We start from the raw sequence: 25,524 nt of genomic DNA on the forward strand, positions 1-25,524 counted from the left end.
CTGACAGCGTACCAGCGGGCCTGATCAGCCCCGCGTGCACTGTCCTGCCGAGACGGTGTCGTCCAGGCTGCCGGCGCTCTCGGCGATGGGGCGGAGTTCCGCGAGGGACAGCGCGTAGCCGACCGGCGCGTCCGCCGTCGACTTCGCGAAGACGACGCCGGCGACGCGCCCCTGCAGGTCGAGCAGCGGACCGCCCGAGTTCCCCTGCTGCACGTTCGCGGCGAGGCTGTAGATCTGCAGGGGCCGGGGGTCAGCGCCGTAGATGTTGTTGACGAGCACGGGCGAGAGCCCCTGCACGCTCGCCGGCTGGATCCGGTACGGGCCGCCCGCGGGGTAGCCGGCGAAGGCCGCCGTCGCGCCGTTCGCGAGCTCCTCGCCGAGCGGCAGCGGCGGGGCCTGCAGACTGTCGACGGCGATCACGGCGACGTCGCGTGCGGTGTCGAGCTGTACCACCCGGCCCGGCAGCGCACGGCCGCCGGACACCTCCACGACGGGCCGCTCCACGCCGGCGACGACGTGCGCGTTCGTGATGACGCGCCCGGGCGCGATGACGAAGCCCGAGCCGGTCTGGTTCTGGCCGCACTGGAAGGCCGTACCGGTGATGCGGACCACCGACGCCCCCGCGGCGGCCAGTTCGGGCGTGTCCACCGAGGCATCGGGCACCGCGGCGGGGACGGCCGGTCCCACGCTCTCGAGGATGGTGGGGATGCCGTCGTCGACCGCGATGGTCCGCAGCTGGGCCAGCCAGGTCCGCACGGGCCCGGGCGTCGCGGTGTCGATGCTCCGGATGACCTGGGAGGATGCGAGCTGCTGGGAGAGGAACGGAACCCCGAGGGTCCCGACGCTGAAGGCCAGCATGGACAGGACCAGCGCGGCGACGACGACGTTCACCACCCCGCCGAGGATGCGGTCGATGAGGCGCAGGGGCGGGAAGTCGGACCAGCGGCGGATGGACGCGCCGAGGGCGGAGCCCACGCCCTGCCCCACGATGATGAGCACGATGACCGTGCCGATGACCGCGATCAGGCGCCACGGGTTGTCCGGCACCCACCCGCTGACCAGCGGGACGGCGAAGAACGCGGCGACGGCCCCGGCGACGAAGCCCGCGATGCCGCCGAGCGTGACGAGGAACCCGTTGCGGAGCCCGGCGACCAGGTAGCCGAGGAGGATCACCACCAGGATGATGTCGAGGACGGTGAACTCCCCGAAGCTGACTTCCGGCACGTACATTCTCCCCTGGCTATAGGCGCGGGACGGCTGGGCGGATCCCGGCACTGCGAGCGATTCTAGCTGCGAACTTTGTGAGAAGGCGGGGAATCCCCCGTTCCCCGCCCGCAATCCGGGCCGGGGAACGTGTACCAGTCGTCACAACCGCTCAGGTACGGCAAGATGGGACAGGAGAAGACAGCGGACCGCTGCGGAACGACGCACTACAGAAGCATTCAGGAGAATTCATGGACATCGAGGTACTGCGCCGGGCGCCCCTCTTCGCATCACTGGGGGACGACGTCTTCGCCGCCCTCACCGACGAGCTGATCGAGGTCGACCTGCCCCGCGGGTCGTCGGTCTTCCGCGAGGGCGATCAGGGCGATCAGCTGTACTTCATCGTCTCGGGCAAGATCAAGCTCGGACGGACCGCCCAGGACGGCCGCGAGAATCTCCTCGCGATCCTCGGCCCCGGGGAGCTGTTCGGTGAAATGGCGCTCTTCGACCCGAGCCCCCGCACCGCGACCGCGACCGCCGTCTCCGAGACGCGTCTGGCCGGCCTGAAGAACGAGAACCTGCGCACCCTGCTCGAGACGCGCCCCGAGGTCTCGGCCCAGCTGCTGCAGGCCCTCGCCCGTCGCCTGCGGCGCACCAACGAATCGCTGGCCGACCTCGTGTTCTCGGATGTCCCGGGGCGCGTCGCGAAGGCCCTGCTCGACCTCGCGGACCGGTTCGGCCGGCCCGCCACGGACGGCATCCTCGTGGCCCACGAACTCACGCAGGAGGAACTGGCGCAGCTCGTGGGCGCGTCGCGTGAGACGGTCAACAAGGCCCTGGCCGAGTTCGTCCAGCGCGGCTGGCTCCGCCTCGAGGCGCGCGCCGTCGTCATCCTCGACATCCAGCGTCTGCGCCAGCGCAGCCGCTGACGCCCCATCGGGCGCCGTCCCTTTCTCGGGCGTGTGTGCAGCTGTGGCGGGTCCCGGCGGGCGGTCTCCGGTTCCTGGCGACCGCCCGTCGAGCATCGGCTGCACGTGCGCAACGAGCAGGAAAGACATACGGAAGGGACGGGGCCGGCCACACGTGCGCGACGAACCGTGAGACGCGGTCAGCGCCCGCGCTGGACCGACCCGCCCTCGGTGAGCTTCGGGCACTCGACCTGCAGCATGAGATCGCCGTCGCGCTCGGCGAGTTCCGGGTAGTAGAGCTTCACCGGGCGCTTGTGCGAGAGGTAGGCGATGCAGCCACGCGAGGAGCCGATCTTCTCGAGGATGATCTCCACGGCCGGCACCGCGAGCTCGCTGAGGGTGCAGCCCACCGTGTTCGGCTGGCTCACCTCGTCGCCGAGCCGCGTGGTGTCGCGGTCGGCCACCTCCTGCGCGGCCCACCGCCACTCGCCCCAGACGCCCTTGCTCTCGAGGATGCTGGGCTCCTGGTTCACGGGCTGCGCGGCCGCGAAGTAGTGGGTGTCGAACCGGCGGTGGGCGAAGTCCGGGGTGACCCAGTGCGAGAGCGGCTTGATGAGGTCCGTCCGGACGCCGAGGCCCCGGCGGCTGAGGATGTCCGTGAACCGGCACTCCCCCTCGTTGATGGCCTCGCGCGCCTTCATCCACTCCCGGGCCTGGGTTCCCTCGACCATCGACGACGCATCGGGTCCGGCCAGCAGGACGCCGGTCTCCTCGAACAGTTCCCGGATGGCGCACAGCACGTGGCGCCGGGCCACCCGGTGGTCCTCGACGCCGAGCATCTTCGCCCACACGGACGGCGCGGGGCCGTACCAGGGGATCTCGTCGTCGTCGGACTCCTCGACGCTGCCGCCCGGGAAGCCGATGACCCCCAGCGGGGACTGCCCGCGCCGGTAGGACAGATACGTCTCCGTGCCGATCGCGCTGTCGCGCAGGAGCACCACGGACGACGCCGGGCGTGCCTTGAGGGGTGTGCGCTCCCCGTGTTCGACCCAGCTCCGGGCCGCCGTGCGCTGGTCCGGGTGTACGGGGAAGAACCTGGTGCTGAGACGGTCCACGGCCTAGACGAACTCCGCGATGATCTCGAGCTCGACGGGCGAGTCGAGGGGCAGGACGGCCACACCGACGGCGGAGCGGGCGTGCACGCCCGCGTCGCCGAGCGCGTTGCCGAGGAGGTCCGAGGCGCCGTTGATCACGCCGGGCTGGCCGGTGAACGAGGGATCCGAGGCGACGAAGCCCACGACCTTCACGATCCGCGTCACGCGGTCGAGGTCGCCGATCACGCTCTTGATCGCAGCCAGCGCGTTCACGGCGCAGGTCGCCGCGAGGCTCGTGGCGGTCGCGGCGTCGACACCCGCGCCGACCTTGCCGGAAGCTGGGAGTTTGCCGTCAATGAAGGGCAGCTGCCCGGACGTGTACACATGGTTGCCGCTCACGACGGCGGGCACGTAGGAGGCGACCGGCGGGACGACGGCGGGCAGCGTGATCCCGAGGTCGGCGAGACGCGCCTCGACCCCGGAGATCACGGGATTACCTGCGGACACTGCTAGCTCTTCTCCCGCTTGAGGTAGGCGACGAGGCCCTTGCCGTCGGGCCCGGGGACCACCTGCACGAGCTCCCACCCGTCGTCACCCCACTGATCGAGGATCTGCTTCGTCGCGTGGATGATGAGCGGAATCGTGGAGTACTCCCATTTCGTCATGAAGAAAGCCTAGCGCGTGCTTGTAAACTGGAATAATGGCTGCGCGCAAATCACCCCTGTTCGACACGGCGACCACCCTCGGCAAGATCTTCGCATTCCTCGGGATCAGTGGACTGGCCGGCGTGCTCGCCGCAGGTCTCCTCGTACCCGTGGCTGCCGCCGCTGGGACGGGAGCCTCCGCGTCGATCGAGTTCTTCGAGGAACTGCCGGCCGAACTGGAGCGTGAGGCACTGGCGCAGCCGACGAGGATCGAGGCCGCGGACGGGGCGCTCATCGCGACGCTGTACGAGGAGAACCGGCAGCCGGTCACCCTCGACCAGGTGTCGCCGTCCATGAAGGACGCCCTCATCGCGATCGAGGACTACCGCTTCTACGAGCACGGCGGCGTGGACCTCGAGGGCATCTTCGGCGCCATCGCGAGCAACCTCACGAGCGAGTCGACGCGCGGCGCCTCGACCCTCACCCAGCAGTTCGTCACCAACGTCCTGAACGACACGGCCCGCCAGAACGGCGGCGTCGTCACCCTGAGCGGCGGAAAGTCGGTGGGCGACAAGCTCCGCGAGATGAAGCTCGCCATCGCCGTCGAGAAGGAGCTCTCCAAGGACGAGATCCTCGAGGGCTACCTCAACATCGTGCAGTTCAGCGGCACGAGCTACGGCGTCCAGGCCGCCTCGAAGTACTTCTTCGACGTGGATGCCAAGGACCTCGACATCCCGCAGAGCGCACTGCTCGCCGGCGTCGTCAACGGCCCCACCGTCTACAGCCCCACGGAGAACCCCGAGGGTGCACTGCAGCGCCGCAACCTCGTCATCGATGCCATGCTCACGCGCGGCAAGATCACGCAGGAGGAGCACGACGCCGCGATCGCGACGGACCTCGGCCTGAACGTCACCCCGACCCTCAACGGCTGTGTGGGTGCCGCGCAGGCGCCCTACTTCTGCGACTACGTCACGCACCTGATTCTCAACGACCCCGCCTACGGTGAGACCCGGGAAGACCGCGAGGACGTGCTGTACCGTTCCGGTCTCACCATCAAGACGACCCTCGACACGCGTGTGCAGGCCGCCGCGCAGACCGCGGTCAACGAGACGGCGAACCCCGACACCACCGACGGTGCGGTCGGACATTCCATGACCAGCCTCGAGCCCGGGACCGGCGACATCCTGTCCATGGCGCAGAACACCCGGTACATCCCGGGCGAGGCCGCCGGCGACTCGGTGCTGAACTTCAACGTGGACCAGTACCAGGCCGGGGATCCCACGAAGAGCCTCGGCGGCGTGGGCGGTTTCCAGCCCGGATCGACGTTCAAGCCCTTCACCGTGGCCGCCTGGGTGGACTCGGGCAGGTCCCTGAACACCCCGATCGACGGCCGGAAGCGCACCTACCCCGACGGCGACAGGTGGCCGGCCAGCTGCCTGCGCGGCGGCGCCTACACCGTGCTGACCGACGAGGGCAAGGGCTACACGCCGCAGAACTACGGCGACACCAACTACGGGACCTACACGGTCCTCCGGGGGCTGGCCCAGTCCTACAACACCATCACCATGGAGACCGCCCACCAGCTGGACATGTGCCGGATCTTCGACATCGCGTTCGACATGGGCGTTCACAACGGCAAGAGCGCCGAGGGTGAACCGGAGCGCCTCGATGTCCTCGCACCCGGGCTGATCGGCGGCGTCCAGGACGTCGCCCCGCTGTCCATGGTGACCGCGTTCGCAGGCTTCGCGGCCGAGGGCAACGTCTGCCAGCCCCGCGCCCTCACCGAGGTCACCGCCGCGGACGGCACGAGCTACCCGGTGGCCCCGGTGGACTGCAAGCGGGCCGTGTCGAAGGAGACGGCGCGGGGCGTGAACTACGCGACACAGGAGGTCATCAAGAGCGGGTCCGGCCAGCTCCTCGAGTTCGGGGACATCCCGATGGCCGGCAAGACCGGTACCAACGACCAGCGGTCGCAGACCTGGTTCATGGGCTACAACTCCGGCATGGCGACCGCGAGCTGGATCGGGAACTGGAAGGAGGGCAACACGTCCCTCAGCGGCCTCCAGATCGGCGGGCGCACCTACCCGGAGATCGACGGTTCGCTCATCGCGGGCCCCTCCTGGGCACGCTTCATGCAGCAGATCCCGGGACTGCACGTCGGGAAGCCCTTCGTCGATCCGCCGCAGCGCATGATCAACGGCACCCAGCGCGGTACCACGCCGGGCACGAACAACCGGGGAACTGGCACGGGCGGCTCCACCGGTGGTACCACTGGTGGGACGACCGGCACCAACGGCAATGATGACAACGGAGGAAACGACTAGCGTGACATCGACTCAGACATCCCGGAGCGGGGCACCGCTCGGCTGGGCGGCGGGACTCACCCTGACCGCCGCGGCCGCAACCCTCGCCTACGCTTCGGCCGTCGAGCGCACGCTCTACGAGGTCCGGGAGGAGACCCTCCCCATCCTCCCTCCGGGTTCCGCTCCCCTGCGGGTCCTGCACCTCTCGGACATCCACATGGTGCCCGGGCAGAAGTCGAAGACCGACTGGCTGCACAGTCTGGCGAGCCTGAAGCCCGACCTCGTGGTCAACACGGGTGACAACCTCAGTCACGGTAAGGCCGTGGGTCCACTCCTCGAGGCGCTCGAACCGCTCCTGAAGGTGCCCGGCGTGTTCGTCCCCGGGTCCAACGACTACTACGCGCCGCTGCTGAAGAACCCGCTGCGCTACTTCGCGGGTCCGTCGATCGCCCCCAAGGAGTCCGCACCGCGGGACCTGCCCTGGGCGGACATGTTCAGCGCGTTCGGCGCGGCCGGGTGGGTGGACCTGACGAACCGGTCCCAGTCGATCGGCTTCGGGAACCTGCGCATCGACTTCACCGGCGTCGACGACCCGCACCTCGGCCGCGACCGGTACGTGCCCTACCCGTCCGGGAGCAGCACCTCGGCCCAGGCGCCGCACCTCCGCGTGGCCGTCGCCCACGCGCCCTACCAGCGGGTCCTCGACTACTTCACGGCCGACGGCGCGGAACTCATCCTCGCCGGGCACACGCACGGCGGGCAGGTCTGCCTGCCGGGCTACGGTGCGCTCATCAGCAACTGCGACCTGCCGACCTGGCGCGCGCGGGGGCTCACGCAGTGGGAGTCGGACGGCCGCTCCGTGCCGCTCAACGTCTCGGCGGGCATCGGGACCTCGCGCTTCGCCCCGATCCGGTTCGCCTGCCGGCCGGAAGCGGTCCTCCTGAACCTCACCTCCCGAGGCGGGAACTGACCGGCGACCGCCTGCTCTGACAAACGCGGGGCTGTGACCGACGTTACAGCGCCCGTGGCCTAGGATCGTTGCTGAGGGACACCAACAACCATCGATCACCGAAGAGTTGGCATGAAGAACCAGAACACCCTGTGGGAATCGCTCGGCCGCCTCTACCCGCACGTCAGACCCATCGTTCCCCGGCTGGTCCTGGGTCTGCTCTGCGCCCTCGGGGCGAGCGTCATGGCGCTCGCCATCCCCCAGGTGCTCCGCGTCCTCATCAACGACACCCTGGCGGAGGGCGGGTCGGCCCGCACCGTCTGGATCGCGTCCGGCGTCGTCCTGCTCCTCGGTGTCCTCGAGGCCACCTTCGTGGCACTGCGCCGCCAGTTCGTCATCACGCCGGCGACGACGGTGGAGACGAAGATGCGTACGTCCTTCTACCGCCACCTGCAGAACCTGACCGTCGAGTTCCACGACCGCTGGGGCAGCGGTCAGCTCCTCTCCCGCGCGATGAGCGACCTCAACCTGATGCGGCGGTGGATGGCCTTCGGGCTCATCATGCTGGTGGTCACGTCGCTGACCGTGGTCCTCGGCGTCGTCATCATGTTCTTCATGAGCTGGGTCCTGGCGCTGATCTTCCTCGCGGCCGCCGTGCCGCTGATGGTCTACGGCTACCGCTTCCGCACCTCCTACAGCCGGGTGTCCCGCAGGAGCCAGGACCAGGCCGGCGACCTCGCGACGACGGTCGAGGAGTCCGTGCACGGCATCCGCGTCCTGAAGGCGTTCGGCCGCAGCCGGGAGGCCCTGGAAGGCTTCGAGGTGCAGGCCGAGGAGCTCCGCCAGACCGAGATCCACAAGGCGAAGTCCCTCGCGACCTTCTCCATGATCGTCACGCTGCTGCCCGAACTCGCCCTCGGCGCATCGCTGATCGTCGGGGTGATGCTGGCCGCGAGCGGCGACGTCAGCATCGGCGCGCTCGTCGCCTTCTTCGCGACTGCCGCCGCCGTGGCAGGGCCCGTCGAGTTCATCGGCCCGCTGCTCGCCATGACCTTCACGGCGAAGACCGCGATCGACCGGCACTACGAGGTCATGGAATCGGAGAACACCATCACCGACCCCGCCGCGCCGGTGCACCTCGCGGCACCCCGGGGCGACGTCGTATTCGACGCCGTCCACTTCCGCTACCCCGACGCGCAGGAGGGCACCGGCGACGTGGTCGACGGCGTCGACCTCACCCTGCGCGCCGGCGAGACCATGGCCCTGGTGGGGGTGACGGGGTGCGGCAAGAGCACGCTCCTGCAGCTCGTCCCCCGCCTGCACGACGTCACCTCCGGCAGCATCACGGTCGACGGCGTGGACGTCCGGGACCTCACACTCGGCGAACTGCGCACCCTCGTCGCGGTGGCCTTCGAGGACACCACGCTGTTCTCGACCTCCGTCCGCGACAACGTCCTCATGGGTTCCGACGCCACGGGCGCGGAGGCCGATCGGATCCTCGCCGAGGCCCTCGAGGTCGCACAGGCGCGGTTCGCCTACGACCTGCCCGAGGGCCTCGAGACCCTCATCGGCGAGGAGGGTTTGAGCCTGTCCGGGGGCCAGCGCCAGCGCCTCGCCCTGGCCCGTGCGATCGCCGCGCAGCCGACCGTCCTCGTCCTCGACGACCCCCTGTCCGCGCTCGACGTCGCCACCGAGGAGCGCGTCGAGGTGGGGCTCCGCGCCGTGCTCCGCGCCACGACGACGCTCATCGTCGCGCACCGGCCGTCCACCGTCGCCCTCGCGGACCGGGTGGCCCTGATGCAGGACGGGCGGATCGCCGACGTCGGCACGCACTCCGAGCTGCTCGCCCGCAACGACCACTACCGCTACGTCATCGCCAGCCTCGACGACGAGGAGATCGCCCAGCTCGGGCGCACCACCGGCCCCACCCACGACGACGAGGAGGCACTCGCATGAGCCGCACCACGGCGGTGCCCGGCGAGGCGCCCAAGGACAGGGACGGGCAGGGCGCCACGTCGGCGGGTGTCCTCAACGAGGACGACGTCCTCCTCGACCGCGCGCAGAGCAAGTCCGTCCGCTCGCGGTCCTTCCGCCTCCTCGGCTCACTGATCCGGCCCAACCGCCGGCAGTTCCTGTGGACCGTCCTGCTGGTCGTCATCTCGCAGGCCGCCCGCGTGGCAGGGCCGGCGATCATCGCGTTCGGCATCGACCGCGCCCTGCCCGCCCTTCAGGCGGGAGACCCCCGCCTGCTGTGGTTCGCCGGCGGCACCTACCTCCTGGCGGCCGTTCTCGCGGCGATCCTGACGGCCGGATATGTGCGGGCGACGGCGCAGCTCAGCCAGGCCATGCTGCTGGACCTGCGCGTGCGGGTCTTCCGGCATACGCAGCGCCTCAGCCTGGAGTTCCACGAGAAATACACCTCGGGGCGCATCATCTCCCGGCAGACCTCGGACCTGGAAGCGCTCCGGGAGCTGCTCGACTCCGGCGTCAGCTCCCTGGCCTCCGGTGCCATCTTCATGCTGTTCACCGCCACCACGATCTTCGTCCTCGACTGGCGGACGGGCCTGCTGATCCTGGCCGCGGCGGTGCCCATGTTCCTCCTCGCCCGCTGGTACCAGCGGCACTCGCAGATCGCCTACCGGGAGTCCCGCGTGGTGTCCGCGAAGCTGATCGTCCACTTCATCGAGACGATGACCGGCATCCGCGCCGTCAAGGCGTTCCGCCGCGAGAAGGTCAACGCCGACCGCTACGACGAACTCGCGGAGGACTACCGCCGGGTCACCGTCCGTTCCATCAACCTCAACGGCGTCTTCCAGCCCGGCCTGGTGCTGATCGGCAACGTGACCGTCGCCGTCGTCCTCGTCGTCGGCGGCTTCCGGGTCCTCGGGGGCACGCTCGAGGTCGGGGCGCTGCTGGCCCTGCTGCTCTACAGCAAGCGGTTCTTCCAGCCCGTGGACCAGATGGCCATGTTCTACAACTCGTTCCAGTCCGCCGCCGCGGCGCTGGAGAAGGTCTCCGGCCTGCTCGAGGAGGTCCCCACCGTCCGACCCCCGAAGCACCCGGTCTCCCTCCCCGACCCCCGCGGCGCCGTCGAGTTCCGCGACGTCGAGTTCCGCTACGGCACCGGACCCGTAGTGCTGCCGCGCCTGGACCTGACCATCCACGCCGGCCAGACGGTGGCCCTCGTGGGCCAGACGGGCGCCGGCAAGTCCACGCTCGCCAAGCTCATCGCGCGGTTCTACGACGTGTCCGCGGGCCGGCTCACGCTCGACGACGTCGACCTCCGCGACCTCGCGCCGGCCGACCTCCGGCGCGCCGTCGTCATGGTCACGCAGGAGGCGTTCCTCTTCAGCGGCTCCGTGGCGGACAACATCGCCCTCGGCAGGCCCGAGGCGAGCCGGGACGAGATCGTCGCGGCCGCCCGCGCGGTGGGCGCCGAGCAGTTCGTCCTGGAGCTGCCCGAGGGCTTCGACACGGACGTCAACAAGCGCGGCGGGCGCGTCTCTGCGGGGCAGCGGCAGCTCATCAGCTTCGCCCGCGCGTTCCTCGCCGATCCGGCGGTCCTCATCCTCGACGAGGCGACGTCGTCCCTGGACATCCCGAGCGAGCGCCTGGTGCAGGAGGGCCTGCAGAAGCTCCTCGGGAACCGGACGGCCCTGATCATCGCGCACCGGCTCTCCACCGTGGCCATCGCCGACCGCGTCCTCGTGGTGCACGACGGCCGGGTCGTCGAGGACGGAACGCCCGCCGACCTCATCGGCGGCACGGGGCGCTTCGCCACGCTGCACGCGGCGTGGAAGGACTCACTGGTCTGACGCCGGGCGGAATGGCGCCGGTTTTCCTCGCCGCTGATCCTCCGCTATCCTTGGACAGTTGCTGTTCGGGAGGTCCGCCTGCCGGAAGCGACACCGGGGTGTGGCGCAGCTTGGTAGCGCGCGTCGTTCGGGACGACGAGGCCGCAGGTTCAAATCCTGTCACCCCGACCACCAGAAGCGAGAGGCCCGCCGGCAGCAGCCGGCGGGTCTCTCGCGTTCCCGATCAGGACCAGTGCTCCCGCACGGAAGGCGCCTCGGCGGCGCCCGCCGCGTCACGCCGGGCCCGGGTCAGCTGCACGAAGTCCTCCGCGGCATCGATCTCCAGCAGTGCGCACGGACCGACGGTCCGCTGCCAGGTCCGTGCGAAGGCCTCCGCGTCCGCGCGCCGTCGACCGAGGAGCGCCGGCACAGGCAGAAGACGATCGCGTCGCGTGAGCAGACGGGCGAGCCACAGGACGAGCTGCAGGAGGGGCTGGCGGTGGACGGACGCGGGTTCGCCGCGGTCGATCCGCAGGAGGAACCGCGGACTGCGCACAGGACCGAACAGCTCGGCGAGCGCCGTGGCGACGGCGCGGCGCTCCACGGCTGAGCCACCGAGCACCTCGAGCTCGAACCGCGCGACGAGGTCCCCGCTCCCCATGGCCGCCACCCGGATGTCCCCGTCACCGAAGGCCGGCACATGGCCGGCGTCGTGCAGCGCTTCGGCGACCGCCCGCACCACCCGGCGGTACGCGGCTGTCGTGGTGAACGCCTGCCGGGCCGCGAGACCGACCTGCCGGCACAGCGGCCAGGCGAGCCAGCCGGCGAGGCCGAGCGCGAGGGCTGTGCCGGCGAGCCCCGCGCCGGGATGGACCTGCCAGAGGGCTCCCAGCGGCCGGCGGAACTGCACGAGGACCGCGCACAGGACGCAGAGGATGCCGACGAGGATGAACTGGAGCGTCCACCCGGTCCGGAAGGCCCTCGTGCCGGTGCGGCTCACGACGGCCGACGCCCCCTCGCGGTCCGCGTAGGGCTCACCGATCCGCCACGACCGGTAGCTGACGGCACGCGGGGGCAGCGCCGTCGCCGTGCTCTCGTTGAGGCCGTCCACCGTCTGCCGTCGGTCCTTGCCCTCGAGGGCGCGCAGCCGACCGGACTGCTCCCCGGTGAGCGCGATCGGCAGCCCGCGGACCACCTGGGTGGAGTCCTCCCGCAGCAGGCCCCAGATGCGGTCGTGCTTGCGTTTCATCCTGCGGAGGTCGGGCGCGGACGCGAGGGCGACCCGCGCCGGGATCACGGCGGTCACCACCCAGTTGTGAGCCACTTTCTGCGGCCACGCGGGGTCGAGACGCAGCGTGCGGCCGCGGAGCTGCTGGGTGGACGACGACGTCGCGACGGCGGTGAGGTCGATCAGCGTGTTCACCGCCGGGCAGTCCCACCCCTCGCCGAGCAGCCCGCGGGTGCCGACCACCACGCGCACCTCCCCGCGGGTGAGCAGGGCGGACAGCGCCGCGACGACGGCCGCGGAACCGCGACCCGCCGTCCCGAGGTCGAGGACGTCCGGCGAACCGTCCACCGGAGTGGGTGTGAGGTCCGCGTCGAGGGCTGCGGACAGCGCCGGGACGAGGACGCCCGCATCGCGTGCGGCGATCCTGAGGTGCCGGGCGGTGACGAGCACCGGGCGCAGCGCCGCGAGTGTCACGTCGCCGACGAGGGCGTCGAACACCCGGAGCGCCCCCGCCCGCCGGCCGGCCGTGCCGCGCTTGTTCCCGTGGACCGCGAAGTCGGCGATCACGGCGGCCCGCACGAGGTGTCCGGTCGGCTGGCCGAGCTCGAGGCGCAGGATGTCACCGACGGCGGCATCCTTCGCCGCCGACGAGGCGAGCAGCGTGTCGATGGGGTCCCGGCCGCGCCGGACGCCGCGGTCCGTCAGCGTGTAGCCGAAGTCGGCGACCGTCCCCTTGATCCGTTGCCACTGGTCGGCGCGTGCCGGGTCCGGCAGCACGCGGTCCAGTGCGTAGCGGGCGAGCAGGCGGACGCTCTGCCCGGTGTCGGGCGGGGTCCGGACGTCGGCGGGCAGCAGGGCCCGCAGCGGATGATCCGGCGCGAGATCGAGCAGCATCCGTGCGGCCGATTCGGCGAGGGCGAAATCGGCGGCGAACGCCCGCGCGAGGCGCTGCTCGTCCCCGCCGTCGGACGCGGGCTGCAGGAGCGCTGCCAGGTAGGCGACGCCGTCGTCCCCGGCCAGCAGGTCCCGGACGAGGTCCGCCAGGCGGCGTTCGTGCTCGCGCAGGAACACGAGTTCCTCCTCGACCGGTTCCACGAACCAGATGTGGTCGCGGTAGGGCGCGAGGTTGCCCTCCTTCACGACGGCGGGGGTCGGCACCTCGTAATCCACGTCCCCGAGCAGCGCGGCGTAGTTGTCGTGGGACCGCGTGTCCTCGACGGACGGCAGCGTGGCCGTCAGCCCGATCAGCAGGGGCGTCCCACCGGCGTCCCGGATACGCGAGGCGAGATACGCGACGACCAGCGCCCAGTGGTCGAGCAGGTGGTGGCACTCGTCCAGGATGACGGTCTCGACTCCATGCTCGACGAGACGGTCCACGAGGGCGCGCGCGTTGGGATGGAGGACGCGGGCCAGGAGCTCCGCGTCCTGCTGGGCGAACTGCCGCCGCCGGGTGCGGGAACGGCGCGTGACGCCCTCGCGGAAGGCTGCCGGATTGGCCATCCGGAGGGACTCGATCCACTCCCCGGCCGCCGTCGCCGTCCGGCCGCCCGCCTCGAGTTCGCGGCTCCACTCGGCGACGGCGAGGTCGGTGAGGGGGTTCCCGCCCTCGACCACGCTCAGCATCTGGTAGGTCAGGGCGGTCAGGTCACCGGGCTCGTGCGGATCCTCCGACACGCCCCCGGCGCCGCCCTCGAGCTCGTCCGCCGCGCGGGCCCACTGGGAGCGGATGGTCGCCGTGGGGGCCAGCACGAGCGCACGGGTGCCCCGCCGGGCGGCGAGCAGCAGGCCGAGCAGGGTCTTGCCCGAGCCCGGCGGTGCCACGATGTGCAGGGGTTCCCCGGCGACGACCGGCACCCGCTCGAGGACGTCGGCCTGATAGGTGCGCAACCGGCCGGCGAAGCGCCAGGACGCCAGCGGCGTGGCACGGGTGATGATGGTTTCCTCGGACTGCTGCACGACGCTCCTCCCCCGGGCGTCGTCGCCCGAGCGCGCCGACGCACCGCGCCCGGCCGGGCCGGAAGCGGCAGCCCCATCCTAGTAGGACCCACAGAAGGTGCCCGCCGGCCGACGGGCCTCTCCTGTGGTCCGCGTCAGGACCGGTACGGTCAGCCGGCCGCCCCGTGGGCGACGGCGGCCTGGATGGTCGCCGCGTGCAGGGCGACGTCCACGGCATGGACGGGCGGGGTCGGGGCGAGGTCGAAGACGACCTCGCGGACCTCGCCGGTGAACGCGTAGGGGGCCCGGTCCTCGTAGTCGAGGTCGACGACGCCCCCGTTGTCGCGGCCGATGTCCATGCCGGCGTAAGTGGTGAAGATGAGGGAGATGCTGCGTGGGATCACGCCCTCGCCGATGGTTCGGTCGTTCGCCAGTAACGTGACGCGTCCCCCGCTGCCTGGAACGGCCTCGTCCGCCTCGAACAGCATCGTGAGGGTGACGTCGCCCGTGGGGATCGGTTCGGTGGACGTCTGCCGGTACGTGTCGATGCCCAGGAACTGGTAGGTGTGGTTGAGCAGGCCCCTCTCGTCGACCCAGAGGGCGAAGCCGCCGATGAAGTCGGCGAAGGCCACGAGCACGCCCTGCGCGCCGTCGTCGGGCACGTGCACGTGCGCCTCGATGGCGTAGGACCGGCCGTAGATGCGGGGGATCATCGTCGTCTGGATGTTCTGCACGTCCCCGGCGAAGGCGAACCGCGTCCGGGTGGGCAGCGGGGGGAGGATCCCGAAGAAGGCCGCGAACCCGCCGAGCAGCGGCAGGACGCGGTTCCGCTCGGCCTCGGCCCAGAAGAGCTCCACCAGCTCGGCGACCTTGTCCGGGTTGTCGGCGGCGAGGTCGTGGGCCTGGGAGAAGTCGTCGGGCAGATAGTAGAGCTCCCAGACGTCGTTCTCGGGGTCCCACGTCCCGCCGGGGCCGAACCGGGCGAGCGTCTCGGGCGAGAAGTCCCAGGGCAGCTTGTCGAGTTTCGCGCAGGCCCACCAGCCGTCCTTGTAGATGGCGCGGCTGCCGTACATCTCGAAGTACTGCACCGTGTGCTGTTCGGGCGCGGCCGGGTCATCGAACGTGTACGCGAAGCTGGTCCCGTCCATCGGCTCCTGGTCGACGCCGTCGACGACGGCGGGCTCGGGAAGGCCGACGGCCTCGAGCACCGTGGGTACCACGTCGATGCAGTGGGTGAACTGCGTCCGCAGCTCGCTGTCGGCGGCGATGCGGTGCGGCCAGGAGATCACCATCGGGTTGCGGGTGCCACCCAGGTGGGAGGCCATCTGCTTGCCCCACGGGAACGGGGTGTTGTTCGCGTGCGCCCAGGCCGCGGCGAAGTGCGGCGCGGTGTGGAAGCCGCCGAGCTCGCCGATGCCGCCGTACCTGTCGATGAGCGCGAGCTGCTCCTCCGGGTCGAGGACCACCCCGTTGAAGAACGTCGTCTCGTTGAACGACCCGGTGACGGTACCCTCCATCGACGCACCGTTGTCGCCCCAGATGTAGATGACGAGCGTGTTGTCGAGTTCACCCATCGCCTCGACCTCGTCCAGCAGGCGGCCGACGTTCCAGTCGGCGTTCTCCGAGAAGCCGGCGAAGACCTCCATCTGGCGTGCGTAGAGCCTGCGGTCGGCCTCGGGGAGGCTGTCCCAGGCGGGGAAGGCGTCGGGGCACGGGGCGAGGTCGGTGTCCGCAGGGACGATGCCGAGCTTCTTCTGCCGCTCGAGGGTCCGTGCGCGATAGGTGTCCCAGCCGTCGTCGAACCGGCCCTTGTACCGGTCCGCCCATTCCTGGGCGACGTGGTGCGGTGCATGGGTGGCCCCGGTCGAGTAGTAGACGAACCATGGCTTCTCGGCGTCCTGTGCCCGGACGGCATGCAGCCACTCGACAGTCTTGTCGGTGATGTCGTCGGGGAAGTAGTACAGCGCGCCGTCCTTCCCCTCGGGGACGCCGAGGGTGGAGTTGTCCTGCGTGATGATCGGGTCGTACTGCCCGGCGGCCCCGGTCAGGAACCCCCACCAGTGGTCGAAGCCCCAGCCCGTGGGCCAGTGGTCGAAGGATCCTGCGGCCCCCATGTCGCGACCGGGCGTCATGTGCCACTTCCCGAACCCACCGGTGATGTAGCCGTTCTCGTGCAGGATGCGCGGGAGGGCGGTGCAGGCCTGCGGCCGGACCCCGGTGTACCCGGGGAACGGGCCGGGGAACTCCGCGATGCCACCCATGCCGACGCGGTGGTGGTTGCGGCCCGTGAGCAGGGCGGCGCGGGTGGGTGAGCAGACCGCCGTGACGTGGAACCGGTTGTAGGTGACGCCCTGCTGCTGGACGCGGGCGAGGTTCGGGGTGCGGATCCCGCCGCCGAACGTGTCGGGTCCGCCGAAGCCGGCGTCGTCGACGAGGACGATGAGGACGTTCGGGGCGTCGTCCGGCGGCGTGGCGCCGGCCACGATGGTCCAGTCCCCGATCGACTCGTCGATGGTGTGGCCGGCCACTCCGCTGAAGGGCTTGTTCGGCAGCGGGAGTCGCGAGCGGTCGGGGGAGAACTTGCCCATGGCCTGGGCCAGCTTCGCCTTGAGCTCGTCGATGCCCTTCTCGTCGCTCTCGACGACGGACTTCAGCGGGGCGCCGGGAAGGGCGCGCTCGACGGCCAGCCGGTCCCCGGCAGGGAACACCCCGATGGTGACGGCCGTGCCGGCCTTCAGCGCTGCACCGACCTGCTCCTGCACGGCGTGGGTCAGCTTGTGGCCCGCGAAGTGGCCGACGACGGAGCCTGCGGCGGCGCCCACAGCGACCGCTCCGAGCATGGGCGGGGCGAACATGCCGACGAGCACGCCCGCGCCGCCGCCCCATCCGGCCCCGCAGCGGCCCACGTGGTTCCCGGTGTCCAGGAGCCGCGCGTCGCCGTCGGCGTCCTTGCCGACCAGGATCATGCCCTGGCTCCTCAGCTCCTTCGCCTCGACCCGGGCGGCCAGCGCCCTGAACTCGGCCTCGGCGACGTCGACGTCCGCGTAGCCCGCGACGATCAGCATCTGGGTGTCACTCATGGAACTCTCCGATCCTCGCGGCGGGAACGCTCCCTGCGGGGTCGTCCCGTGCGCTCGTGGGTGGCCCGGCCCGGAGGCCGATCCGCCCATGATCACGGCCCGCCGCGCACCGGGCATCCCCTGCGGAGGGTGAGACCCGCCTCCGGAGGTCGAGTCAACGCGCGGAGACGGTCACCACCTCGTACCCGCCGGGATCGACGACACCGAACTTCGCGTTGACGAGTGCCAGCGTGTTGCCGAACAGCGCCACCGTCGTCGGCACGTTGAACAGCGGGCTCGTGATGACGTCCTCGACCTCTCCGCGCGTCAGGTCCTTCGACAGATCGATCCGGCTGACCTGGTTGATCCTGTTCTGCACGGCGTACACGGTGTCCCCCTTGGCGAGGATGCCATCCACGTTGGGGAGCGCGCCCGTCGCGATGTCCGCGCTGACGCCCGTCTCCGGGTCGACGGTGTAGATGGCATGGTTGGCCGAGTGCGCCACGATGAGCGTCCTGCCGCGGCCCACCGACGTGATCCCGTTGAGATTGAAGCCCGGCGTCACCACAGCGGCCGGTCCGGACAGAGCAATCGTCTCGGGCTCCCCGAGCTCCCCGTGGTCGCCCACGGGGACGAAGTACAGTTCCGCACTCCGCGAATCGGTGAAGTAGGCGCCGTCCCTCGTGAGCGTGACGTCGTTGATGAAGGCATCGCCCGTGGCGAGCTGGAAGTCGGCCACCGCCGCTCCGGTCTCGGTGTCGTAGACGTACGCCTGGCCCGTCCCTCCGCCCGAGACGAACAGGAGGTCGTTCCGCACATCGGCCTTGAGGCCGACGGCGGCCCTGCCGTCGGGTGCGTCGATGAACAGTTCGGCTGTCCCCTTCCGGATGTCGCCGCGGAAGATGTCACCGAGACCGAGGTCCCCCGCATAGAATGTGGAGCCCTCGCCCTTGGCGATGCCTTCGGCTGATGATGCTCCTGGCAGCGGGATGCTGGTGTCCTGGTGCCGGTGGGATGCAACCGAAGCCGGGAGGGACGTCGACGGTGCGGCCACGGCGCCCGCTGCCGGCAACAGCAGGGCGGTCGCCGCGAGGGCGACGGCCGCTCGGGTCGCGCGTCGGGTTGCCGTCGGGCGGCGCGGGGTTTGCTGGGTGCTGTTCACGGTGCTCCTGGAGGATTCGGCGCCGGTCGCGGCCTTCAGGATCCGCACGGCGCTGGGGCGAACAAAGCTGGGTCGGACGAGAGCTGGGCCGGATGACACTGGGTGCCTCGACACCGGACCGGAACGACAACGATCCGCACACAGGCTTCGTCCCCGGGACCCGGCGTGGTGCCGGCCGGGCCACCTCACGACGGCGCGGCCGGAGCAGGGCCTCAGGCGAAGGTGCGGCCGGTCAGGCGCTCGTACGCCTCGATGTAGCGGGCGCGCGTGCGGTCGACGACGTCGGCGGGCAGCGCCGGGGGCTCCGACTGCCGGTCCCAGCCGGAGGAGGCCAGCCAGTCCCGGACGAACTGCTTGTCGAACGAGGGCTGCGCCTGCCCGGGCGCGTACAGGGCGGCGTCCCAGAAGCGTGAGGAGTCCGGCGTGAGCACCTCGTCGCCGAGGGTGACGCGGCCGGTGGCCGGGTCGAGGCCGAACTCCACCTTCGTGTCGGCGAGGAGGATTCCGCGGTCCCGGGCGATCGCCTCCGCTGCGGCATAGATCTCGAGGGTGAGGGAGCGCAGCCGGGCCGCGGTGTCGTCGCCGACGGTCATGACGACGGCGTCGTAGGTGATGTTCTCGTCGTGCTCGCCCACCTCCGCCTTCGCCGAGGGGGTGAAGAGCGCCGGGTCGAGCCGGGAGCCGTCCACGAGGCCCTCGGGCAGCGGCAGGGAGCAGACGGTGCGGGACTCCCGGTACTCCAGCAGCCCGCTCCCGGTCAGGTAGCCGCGCGCGATGCACTCGATCGGGTACATGACGAGGCGGCGGCAGATCATCGCCCGGCCCTCGACGGCGGCGGGCACACCCCCGGCGGCGTCCGACGCGATCACGTGGTTCGGGATCCCCGCGAGCTGCTCGAACCACCACAGGCTCAGCTGCGTGAGCACCCGCCCCTTGTCGGGGATCTCCGTGGCCAGGACGTGGTCGTAGGCGCTGATGCGGTCGCTGGCCACGACGAGCACGACGTCGTCGCGCCCGTCCTCCGGCTCGTACAGGTCGCGGACCTTGCCGGAGTAGACGTGCCGCCAGCCGGGCAGGTCCGGATGCTCGGGCGCGAAGGCGCTCATGCCCTGGCCACCGCAGGACCGGCGACCGTGATTTCCGAGCGCGAGGCCGTGAGGGCGATGTCCGTGCGGAACTGTCCGCCCTCGAGGTCGATCCGGCCCAGGCTCTCGTAGGCGGTGGCCCGCGCGTCGGCCAGGGAGTCCCCGAGCCCGACGACGGCCAGCACCCGACCGCCGGAGCTCACCACCTTGCCGTCCCGCAGGGCGGTGCCGGCATGGAGGACGTGCGCGCGCTCCACCTGTGCGGCCTTCTTCAGCCCACGGACGCGCCGGCCCGTGACCGGGGTGTCGGGGTAGTTCTCGGACGCGAGAACGACGGCGACGGCCGTCTCGGGCGACCAGTTCAGCGGGTCGATCTGGTCGAGGGCGCCCCGCGCGGCGGCGAGCAGCACCCCGCCGAGGGGCGTGGTCAGGCGTGCGAGGACGGCCTGTGTCTCCGGGTCCCCGAAGCGGGCGTTGAACTCGATGACGCGCAGGCCGCGCGCCGTGAGCGCGAGGCCCACGTAGAGGACGCCCGCGAAGGGGGTGCCGCGGTGCGCCATCTCGTCGATCACGGGCTGCGCCACGCGCGTGAGAACCTCGTCGACGAGGCCGGCGGGCACCCATTCGAGCGGCGAGTAGGCGCCCATGCCGCCCGTGTTGGGGCCCTCGTCGGCGTCGTGGATGCGCTTGAAGTCCTGGGCCGGTGCGAGCGGGACCACCGTGCGGCCGTCGGAGAGGACGAACAGGGACACCTCGGGTCCGTCGAGGTACTCCTCGATGACCACGGTGCCTCCCGCCGCGAAGCACGCGGAGGCGTGGGCGCGGGCCTCGGCGAGATCCTCGGTGACCACCACACCCTTGCCGGCGGCGAGGCCGTCGTCCTTCACCACATAGGGGGCGCCGAACGTGCAGAGCGCCTCGTTCGCCTCCTCGTCCGTGGCGGCGACGCGGGCCATGGCGGTCGGCACGCCGGCTGCGGCCATGACCTGCTTGGCGAAGGCCTTGGAGGCCTCGAGCTGCGCGGCGGCGCGGGTGGGGCCGAAGACGGGGATGTCGGCCTCGAGCAGGGCGTCCGCGACACCGGCGGCGAGCGGAGCCTCGGGTCCGATCACCACGAGGGTGGAGCCCAGCCGGCGGGCCAACCCGACGACGGCGGCGGGATCGTTCGCGTCGATGGCGTGGGTGGGGACGTCCTGGGCGATGCCGGCGTTGCCGGGGGCCGCATGCACCTCCCGGACGAACGGGTCGGCCACCAGGGCCCGGACGATGGCGTGTTCGCGGCCTCCGGGGCCCAGTACAAGAACCTTCACAGTCCACCAGCGTACTGGAGGGGGTACCACCCCGGCGCAGAAAAAGCGCCTGTTACGACGGTTCGTCCCACCCATACCGTCCACAGGCCTCTCCGAATACTTTCCATGAGCAACCTCCCGACGTCCCGCCGCGGCCTTCCCCTCCTGGCGGCGCTCGCCGGCATCATCGCCGCCGGCGTGGTACTCGGCGTCGCCGAACTCGCCGGGGCCTTCTTCCGGGCGAGCGCCACCCCGGTCATCGCCATGGGCTCCACCTTCATCGATTTCACGCCGCCCTGGCTGAAGGACTTCGCCATCGCGACGTTCGGGACCAGCGACAAGCTGGCACTGCTCGTCGGCATGGGCATCACGATCGCGCTGCTGGCGGCGGTCCTCGGCGTCGTGGCGTTCCGGCGGTGGGCGCTCGGCGTCGCCGGCGTGCTGGTCATGGGATCGGTGATCCTGGCCTGCGTCCTCACCCGGGCCGGTGCCTCCCTGCCCGACGCAGTCCCGACCGTCGTCGGCACCGCCGCGGGGCTGCTGGCACTGCGCGTGCTGACCGCCCGCCTCCGGCACGCGGCCGCCGGGGCGCCGGCCGCCGGTCCCGCTCCGGGGGACACCGCAGGACGGTCGGCGGTCGACACGGGAGAAGCAGCCGGCCTGGGGAGCACCGCCGGGGGCGACGCCGCCCGCACCGGGTCCGTCACGACGGCACCGTCGCGCTCCAGCGTGCGAGCCTCCGCCACGCGGCCGGCCGGCACGACGTCGCGGCGCGGGTTCTTCGCCGCCGCGGGGGTCACCGCCGTCGTCGCCGCCGCGGCCGCGGGTGGGGGCCGGCTGCTGGCGGGTGCGCGGAACGAGGTCGCCGCGCTCCGGGGCAGCCTGCGGTTCCCCACCCCGGCCAGTCCTGCACCGGCGCTGCCTGTCGGCGTGCAGTCGCCCGTCGCGGGCGTGACACCCTTCGTCACCCCGAACGGCGACTTCTACCGGATCGACACGGCGCTCAGCGTCCCGCAGCTCACCACCGACGACTGGGTGCTCCGCGTGCACGGCATGGTGGAGGAGGAGTTCGAGCTGACCTTCCAGGACCTCCTGGACGCCGACCTCGTCGAGCGCCACATCACCCTCACCTGCGTCTCCAACCCGGTGGGCGGCGACCTCGCCGGGACGGCGAAGTGGCTCGGCTACCCGCTGCGCGAGGTCCTCGCGCGGGCCCGGCCCCTGGACGGCGCGGACATGGTCCTGTCCACGAGTTCGGACGGCTTCAGCGCCTCCACTCCCCTGCCCGTGCTGCAGGACGGGCGCGACGCCATCCTCGCCGTCGCCATGAACGACGAGCCGTTGCCCGTGGAGCACGGCTTCCCGGTCCGCATGGTGGTCCCCGGCCTCTACGGGTACGTCTCGGCGACCAAGTGGGTGGTGGACCTCGAGGTCACGCGCTTCGCCGACCGCACGGCGTACTGGACGGACCGCGGCTGGTCCGAGAAGGGCCCCATCAAGACCATGGCGCGTGTGGAGGTCCCGAAGTCCTTCGCGCAGGTCGACGGCGGACCCGTGCAGCTCGGCGGTGTCGCCTGGTCCCAGCAGCGCGGTATCACCGCGGTCGAGGTCTCGGTCGACGGCGGCGACTGGGAATCGGTGAGCCTTGCCGCCGAGGCGTCCGTGGACACCTGGCGCCAGTGGTCCCATGAGGTGAACCTCGACTCCGGACTCCACACGGTCAGGGCGAGGGCCACGGACGCCGTCGACGGCCTCCAGACCGAGGAGCGCGCGGACACCGTGCCGGACGGCGCATCCGGCTGGCAGTCGGTGCAGTTCACCGTGACGTAGCCGCCGCCCGCGGCCCCCAGACCTGCGCCCACCGGATGACCGTCCTCTCCGGTGGGCGCAGCCGTGTCAACGGGGCCCCTCGGGCGCCGCAGCGGATAGGGAATACTGGGTTCATGCCCTCCACCTTCACTACGGCCGACGCCGTGGACCTCGCCGTCCTGGAACGAAACGGCTTCATCGAGTCCCGCCACGTGGGGGCCGCCGTCGTCCTCGCGGCCGACGGCTCCATGGTGACCGGACTCGGGGACATCACGAGCCCGATCTTCCCGCGCTCCACCCTCAAGCCGTTCCAGGCCCTGGCGAGCATGAAGGCGGGGGTCCCGCTGCGCGGCCCGCAGGTGGCCCTCGCGGCGGCCAGCCACGTGGCCAGCCGGGAGCACATGGACGTGGTGCGGACCATGCTCGACGCCGCCGGCGTCACCGAGGACCACCTGCAGTGCCCGGAGGACTGGCCGCAGGACGAGGAGGCCCGCCACGAGCTCGTCCGCGGCGGCAAGGGCAAGCAGCGCATCGCCTTCAACTGCTCCGGCAAGCACGCGGCGTTCCTGTGGGCCTGCACGGAGAACGGCTGGGACACCGCCACGTACCTCGACCCCACCCACCCGCTGCAGCGCTCCGTGGCCTCCGTCATCGAGGAGTACACCGAGGAGTCCGTGGCGGCGTGGGGCGTGGACGGCTGCGGCGCCCCGGTGGCCGCCGTGTCCCTGACGGGGCTCGCCCGCGGGATCGGGAAGATCGCGAAGGCCCCCTCGGACAAGCACGCCGACGCCCGCGCCGCGACGATCGCCACCGCGATGCTGGACTACCCCTGGGCCGTCCACGGCCACGGCATGGAGAACTCGGTGGTCATGGAGGACCTCGGCGTGCTCGCCAAGAGCGGCGCCGAGGGCGTGCTCGTCCTCGCCGCGCCGACCGGCGCGACCCTCGCCCTGAAGGTCCTCGACGGCAACGCCCGCGCGGCGACGCTCGTGGGCCTCACGCTCCTCGCGGCGTCCGGTGCGATCGACGCCGAGAAGGTCGGAGTGACCCTCGAGAAGGTCGTCTCCCCGATCCTCGGCGGGGGCCGCTCCGTGGGCAGCCTGCGTCTGGCCGCACCGGTCCTGTCCCTGCTCGACTAGGAGCGGCAGCCCATGGCACGACGACGCATCGCCGCCGAGGACGGCCACCGCGCCCTGGCGCAGGTCGCCGACGGGTCCGCCGGCCGGCCGGAACTCGCGATGGCGGTCCGGTTCACCCTCGAGGAGCTCGCGGAGCTCGCGCCCGGCAACAGCGTCGAGGTGCGGGTCCCCCCGTTCGGCGTCACCCAGTGCGTCGAGGGGCCCCGCCATACCCGCGGCACGCCGCCGAACGTCGTCGAGACCGACGCCGCCACCTGGCTCGCACTCGTCACCGGGACCACTACCTGGCCGGACGCCGTCGCCGCGGGCAGGGTGGCCGCTTCCGGCCAGCGCGCCGACCTCGGCGCCTGGCTGCCCCTCGTCGGGCGCCACCCGTGAGCGGTGACGCCCCGGGCGACCTCACACCGTCGGGCCCAGCGCCCGCCGCCGCGGGGTCGACGACGACCCGCCGCCGACGCGAGCCCTCCCCGCACGGCATCCCGGCGGGCCGCCCCGACACCCGTCCGTCGACTGTCCCGGCCCTCCGACGCCGCACGGCCGCGGCGATCCGCCGCCAGCCGGCCGGGGCGTGGCTGACCGGCGTCGCAGCCGCCCTCCTCTACACCGTCTTCTCCGTCGCCCAATGGAACCGGCTGGACACGCCGTCGTGGGACCTCGGGATCTTCACGCAGCTCGCGAAGGCCTACGCGGGCGTCGGTGCGCCGATCGTGCCCATCAAGGGCGAGGACTTCAACCTCCTGGGCGACCACTTCCACCCGCTGCTCGTGCTGCTGGGCCCCGCGTACGCTCTCGCGCCGTCGGGCCTGACCCTGCTGGTCGTGCAGAACCTGCTCTTCGGGCTGTCGGTGGCGGTCGTCGCACGCACCGGCATGCGGCTCCTCGGCTCCGCCGCCGGCCTCGCCGTCGGGATCGCGTACGCGCTGTCCTGGGGACTGCAGTCCGCCGTCGCCGCGCAGTTCCACGAGATCGCGTTCGCCGTGCCGCTGCTGGCCCTCTCCCTCGAGGCCGTCCTGGCACGGCGCGTGCTGCCCGCCGTCCTCTGGGGCGGCCTCCTCGTCTTCGTGAAGGAGGACCTCGGGCTCACCGTGATGGCCCTCGGGCTGGTCCTCGCGTGGCGGCTCCGGACGGTCGCCGGCCTGTGGCTCGCCGCCTGGGGGGCGCTGTGGCTGGTCCTGTCCGTGCGCGTGATCCTCCCGGCGCTCAACACCGCCGGCCAGTACGACTACGCGGACCGGATCGATGCCGGCGCGATGCTCGCGGACCCCGCCGGCGCCGTCGTCGACCTCCTCACCGGCACCGCGAAACACGAGACCCTCCTGCTGCTCCTGCTCGCCGGCGGCATTCTCTTCCTCCGCTCGCCGCTCAGCCTGATCCTCCTGCCCACCCTGCTGTGGCGGTTCGCCTCCGGTCAGGAGGTGTACTGGGGCCCCGAGTGGCATTACAGCGCGGTCCTCATGCCCGTCCTCTTCCTCGGCCTGGTGGACGGCGTCCGGTCCCTCCGGGCGAGCCCCCGCCGCTGGGTGCGGTCCGCCGCGCTGCTGGGGGTCCCCGCCGCCGTCGCCGCCTGCCTGGTCCTGCTGCCGGGCCAGAAGTTCGCCGCACTCGCCGAGCCGGAGACGTACCGGCAATCCGCGCGCTGGGACGCCGCCCACCGCATGATGGGCCTCGTCCCCGAGGGTGCCACGGTGGAGAGCGGCGTGGTCCTCATGGCGTACCTCGTGCCGGAGACCCGCGTGTACTGGCTCGGCAACACCAACCCGGCCCCCGACTACCTCGTCGTCGACGCCGACGACTGGAGCTGGGGACCCACCCGCCCGGCCGACGCCGAGGCCCACGCCGAGCAGCGGTTCCCCGGCACGGACTACACGCCGGTGTTCGACGAGGCGGGCTACCAGCTCGTCCGGCTGGAGCGCTGACGCCCGG

General features: G+C 71.6%; 18 protein-coding genes and 1 tRNA gene. 10 read left to right on the forward strand and 9 right to left on the reverse strand.

The genetic code is table 11. The features are described 5' to 3' along the window. Window positions 1-24: 24 nt before the first annotated feature. Window positions 25-1,230 carry a MarP family serine protease gene (locus tag C4K88_RS10560; RefSeq protein ID WP_104121579.1) on the reverse strand — a complete coding sequence of 402 codons (1,206 nt, stop codon included), beginning with the start codon at window positions 1,228-1,230 and terminating at the stop codon, window positions 25-27. A 224-nt stretch (window positions 1,231-1,454) separates the two neighbouring features. Between C4K88_RS10560 and C4K88_RS10565 the strand changes: the two genes are divergently transcribed. Further along, window positions 1,455-2,132, forward strand: coding sequence for a Crp/Fnr family transcriptional regulator (locus C4K88_RS10565; protein WP_087028341.1), 678 nt, complete (start codon window positions 1,455-1,457; stop codon window positions 2,130-2,132). Between the two features lie 179 nt (window positions 2,133-2,311). Here the strand turns inward: C4K88_RS10565 and C4K88_RS10570 are convergent, their stop codons facing one another. The 3 genes from C4K88_RS10570 to sp36 are packed head-to-tail and all read right to left on the reverse strand — an operon-like array spanning window position 2,312 to window position 3,870. Further along, complete coding sequence (locus C4K88_RS10570) at window positions 2,312-3,226, reverse strand: NUDIX hydrolase (RefSeq protein ID WP_104121580.1); 915 nt, start codon at window positions 3,224-3,226, stop codon at window positions 2,312-2,314. A gap of 3 nt (window positions 3,227-3,229) precedes the next feature. Continuing rightward, the gene (locus C4K88_RS10575; RefSeq protein ID WP_241521834.1) at window positions 3,230-3,712 is read right to left on the reverse strand and encodes a RidA family protein; all 483 of its coding nucleotides are present in this window, start codon (window positions 3,710-3,712) and stop codon (window positions 3,230-3,232) included. A 2-nt stretch (window positions 3,713-3,714) separates the two neighbouring features. Continuing rightward, a complete protein-coding gene (gene sp36, locus C4K88_RS17140; protein ID WP_146065669.1) occupies window positions 3,715-3,870 on the reverse strand; it encodes a Sp36 family protein in 156 nt (51 codons plus the stop codon). Between the two features lie 35 nt (window positions 3,871-3,905). Between sp36 and C4K88_RS10580 the strand changes: the two genes are divergently transcribed. The 5 genes from C4K88_RS10580 (at window position 3,906) to C4K88_RS10600 (ending at window position 11,087) form a co-directional block, all read left to right on the forward strand. Beyond that, window positions 3,906-6,173, forward strand: a complete 2,268-nt coding sequence (locus C4K88_RS10580) for a transglycosylase domain-containing protein (protein WP_104121581.1) — start codon at window positions 3,906-3,908, stop codon at window positions 6,171-6,173. A 1-nt stretch (window position 6,174) separates the two neighbouring features. Then, entirely contained in the window at window positions 6,175-7,122 is a 948-nt protein-coding gene (locus C4K88_RS10585; protein WP_438502347.1) for a metallophosphoesterase, read from the forward strand. Window positions 7,123-7,233: 111 nt separating this feature from the next. Beyond that, window positions 7,234-9,057, forward strand: a complete 1,824-nt coding sequence (locus C4K88_RS10590; RefSeq protein WP_104121583.1) for an ABC transporter ATP-binding protein — start codon at window positions 7,234-7,236, stop codon at window positions 9,055-9,057. Further along, the gene (locus C4K88_RS10595) at window positions 9,054-10,916 is read left to right on the forward strand and encodes an ABC transporter ATP-binding protein (RefSeq protein ID WP_104121584.1); all 1,863 of its coding nucleotides are present in this window, start codon (window positions 9,054-9,056) and stop codon (window positions 10,914-10,916) included. Before C4K88_RS10590 ends, C4K88_RS10595 begins: the two co-directional genes overlap by 4 nt. Window positions 10,917-11,010: 94 nt before the next feature. Then, window positions 11,011-11,087: transfer RNA gene (locus C4K88_RS10600), tRNA-Pro, on the forward strand. Window positions 11,088-11,139: 52 nt separating this feature from the next. Here C4K88_RS10600 and C4K88_RS10605 read toward each other — a convergent pair. From C4K88_RS10605 to purD, 5 genes are all read right to left on the reverse strand, one after another. Continuing rightward, window positions 11,140-14,079, reverse strand: coding sequence for a DEAD/DEAH box helicase family protein (locus C4K88_RS10605; RefSeq protein ID WP_104121585.1), 2,940 nt, complete (start codon window positions 14,077-14,079; stop codon window positions 11,140-11,142). A gap of 149 nt (window positions 14,080-14,228) precedes the next feature. Further along, a complete protein-coding gene (locus C4K88_RS10610; protein WP_104121586.1) occupies window positions 14,229-17,138 on the reverse strand; it encodes an arylsulfatase in 2,910 nt (969 codons plus the stop codon). A gap of 154 nt (window positions 17,139-17,292) precedes the next feature. Continuing rightward, window positions 17,293-18,279 (reverse strand): SMP-30/gluconolactonase/LRE family protein, encoded by a 987-nt coding sequence (locus C4K88_RS10615; protein ID WP_241521835.1) that lies wholly within the window; start codon window positions 18,277-18,279, stop codon window positions 17,293-17,295. Window positions 18,280-18,491: 212 nt separating this feature from the next. Then, window positions 18,492-19,385: a phosphoribosylaminoimidazolesuccinocarboxamide synthase gene (locus C4K88_RS10620; RefSeq protein ID WP_104121587.1), complete on the reverse strand. Its 894-nt coding sequence runs from the start codon at window positions 19,383-19,385 to the stop codon at window positions 18,492-18,494. Further along, the gene (gene purD, locus C4K88_RS10625) at window positions 19,382-20,674 is read right to left on the reverse strand and encodes a phosphoribosylamine--glycine ligase (RefSeq protein WP_104121588.1); all 1,293 of its coding nucleotides are present in this window, start codon (window positions 20,672-20,674) and stop codon (window positions 19,382-19,384) included. The genes C4K88_RS10620 and purD overlap by 4 nt, the downstream gene beginning before the upstream one ends. Window positions 20,675-20,779: 105 nt before the next feature. Between purD and C4K88_RS10630 the strand changes: the two genes are divergently transcribed. From C4K88_RS10630 to C4K88_RS10645, 4 genes are all read left to right on the forward strand, one after another. After that, window positions 20,780-22,483 carry a molybdopterin-dependent oxidoreductase gene (locus C4K88_RS10630; protein ID WP_104121589.1) on the forward strand — a complete coding sequence of 568 codons (1,704 nt, stop codon included), beginning with the start codon at window positions 20,780-20,782 and terminating at the stop codon, window positions 22,481-22,483. Window positions 22,484-22,596: 113 nt separating this feature from the next. After that, window positions 22,597-23,601, forward strand: a complete 1,005-nt coding sequence (locus C4K88_RS10635) for an asparaginase (protein WP_104121590.1) — start codon at window positions 22,597-22,599, stop codon at window positions 23,599-23,601. Window positions 23,602-23,613: 12 nt separating this feature from the next. Beyond that, the gene (locus C4K88_RS10640) at window positions 23,614-23,979 is read left to right on the forward strand and encodes a sterol carrier family protein (RefSeq protein ID WP_104121591.1); all 366 of its coding nucleotides are present in this window, start codon (window positions 23,614-23,616) and stop codon (window positions 23,977-23,979) included. Continuing rightward, window positions 23,976-25,517: a DUF2079 domain-containing protein gene (locus tag C4K88_RS10645; RefSeq protein WP_104121592.1), complete on the forward strand. Its 1,542-nt coding sequence runs from the start codon at window positions 23,976-23,978 to the stop codon at window positions 25,515-25,517. The genes C4K88_RS10640 and C4K88_RS10645 overlap by 4 nt, the downstream gene beginning before the upstream one ends. Window positions 25,518-25,524: the final 7 nt, after the last annotated feature.

Origin of the sequence: Arthrobacter pityocampae (assembly GCF_002927275.1) — a bacterium.
In the GTDB taxonomy this organism is placed as follows: Bacteria; Actinomycetota; Actinomycetes; order Actinomycetales; family Micrococcaceae; genus Arthrobacter_D; species Arthrobacter_D pityocampae.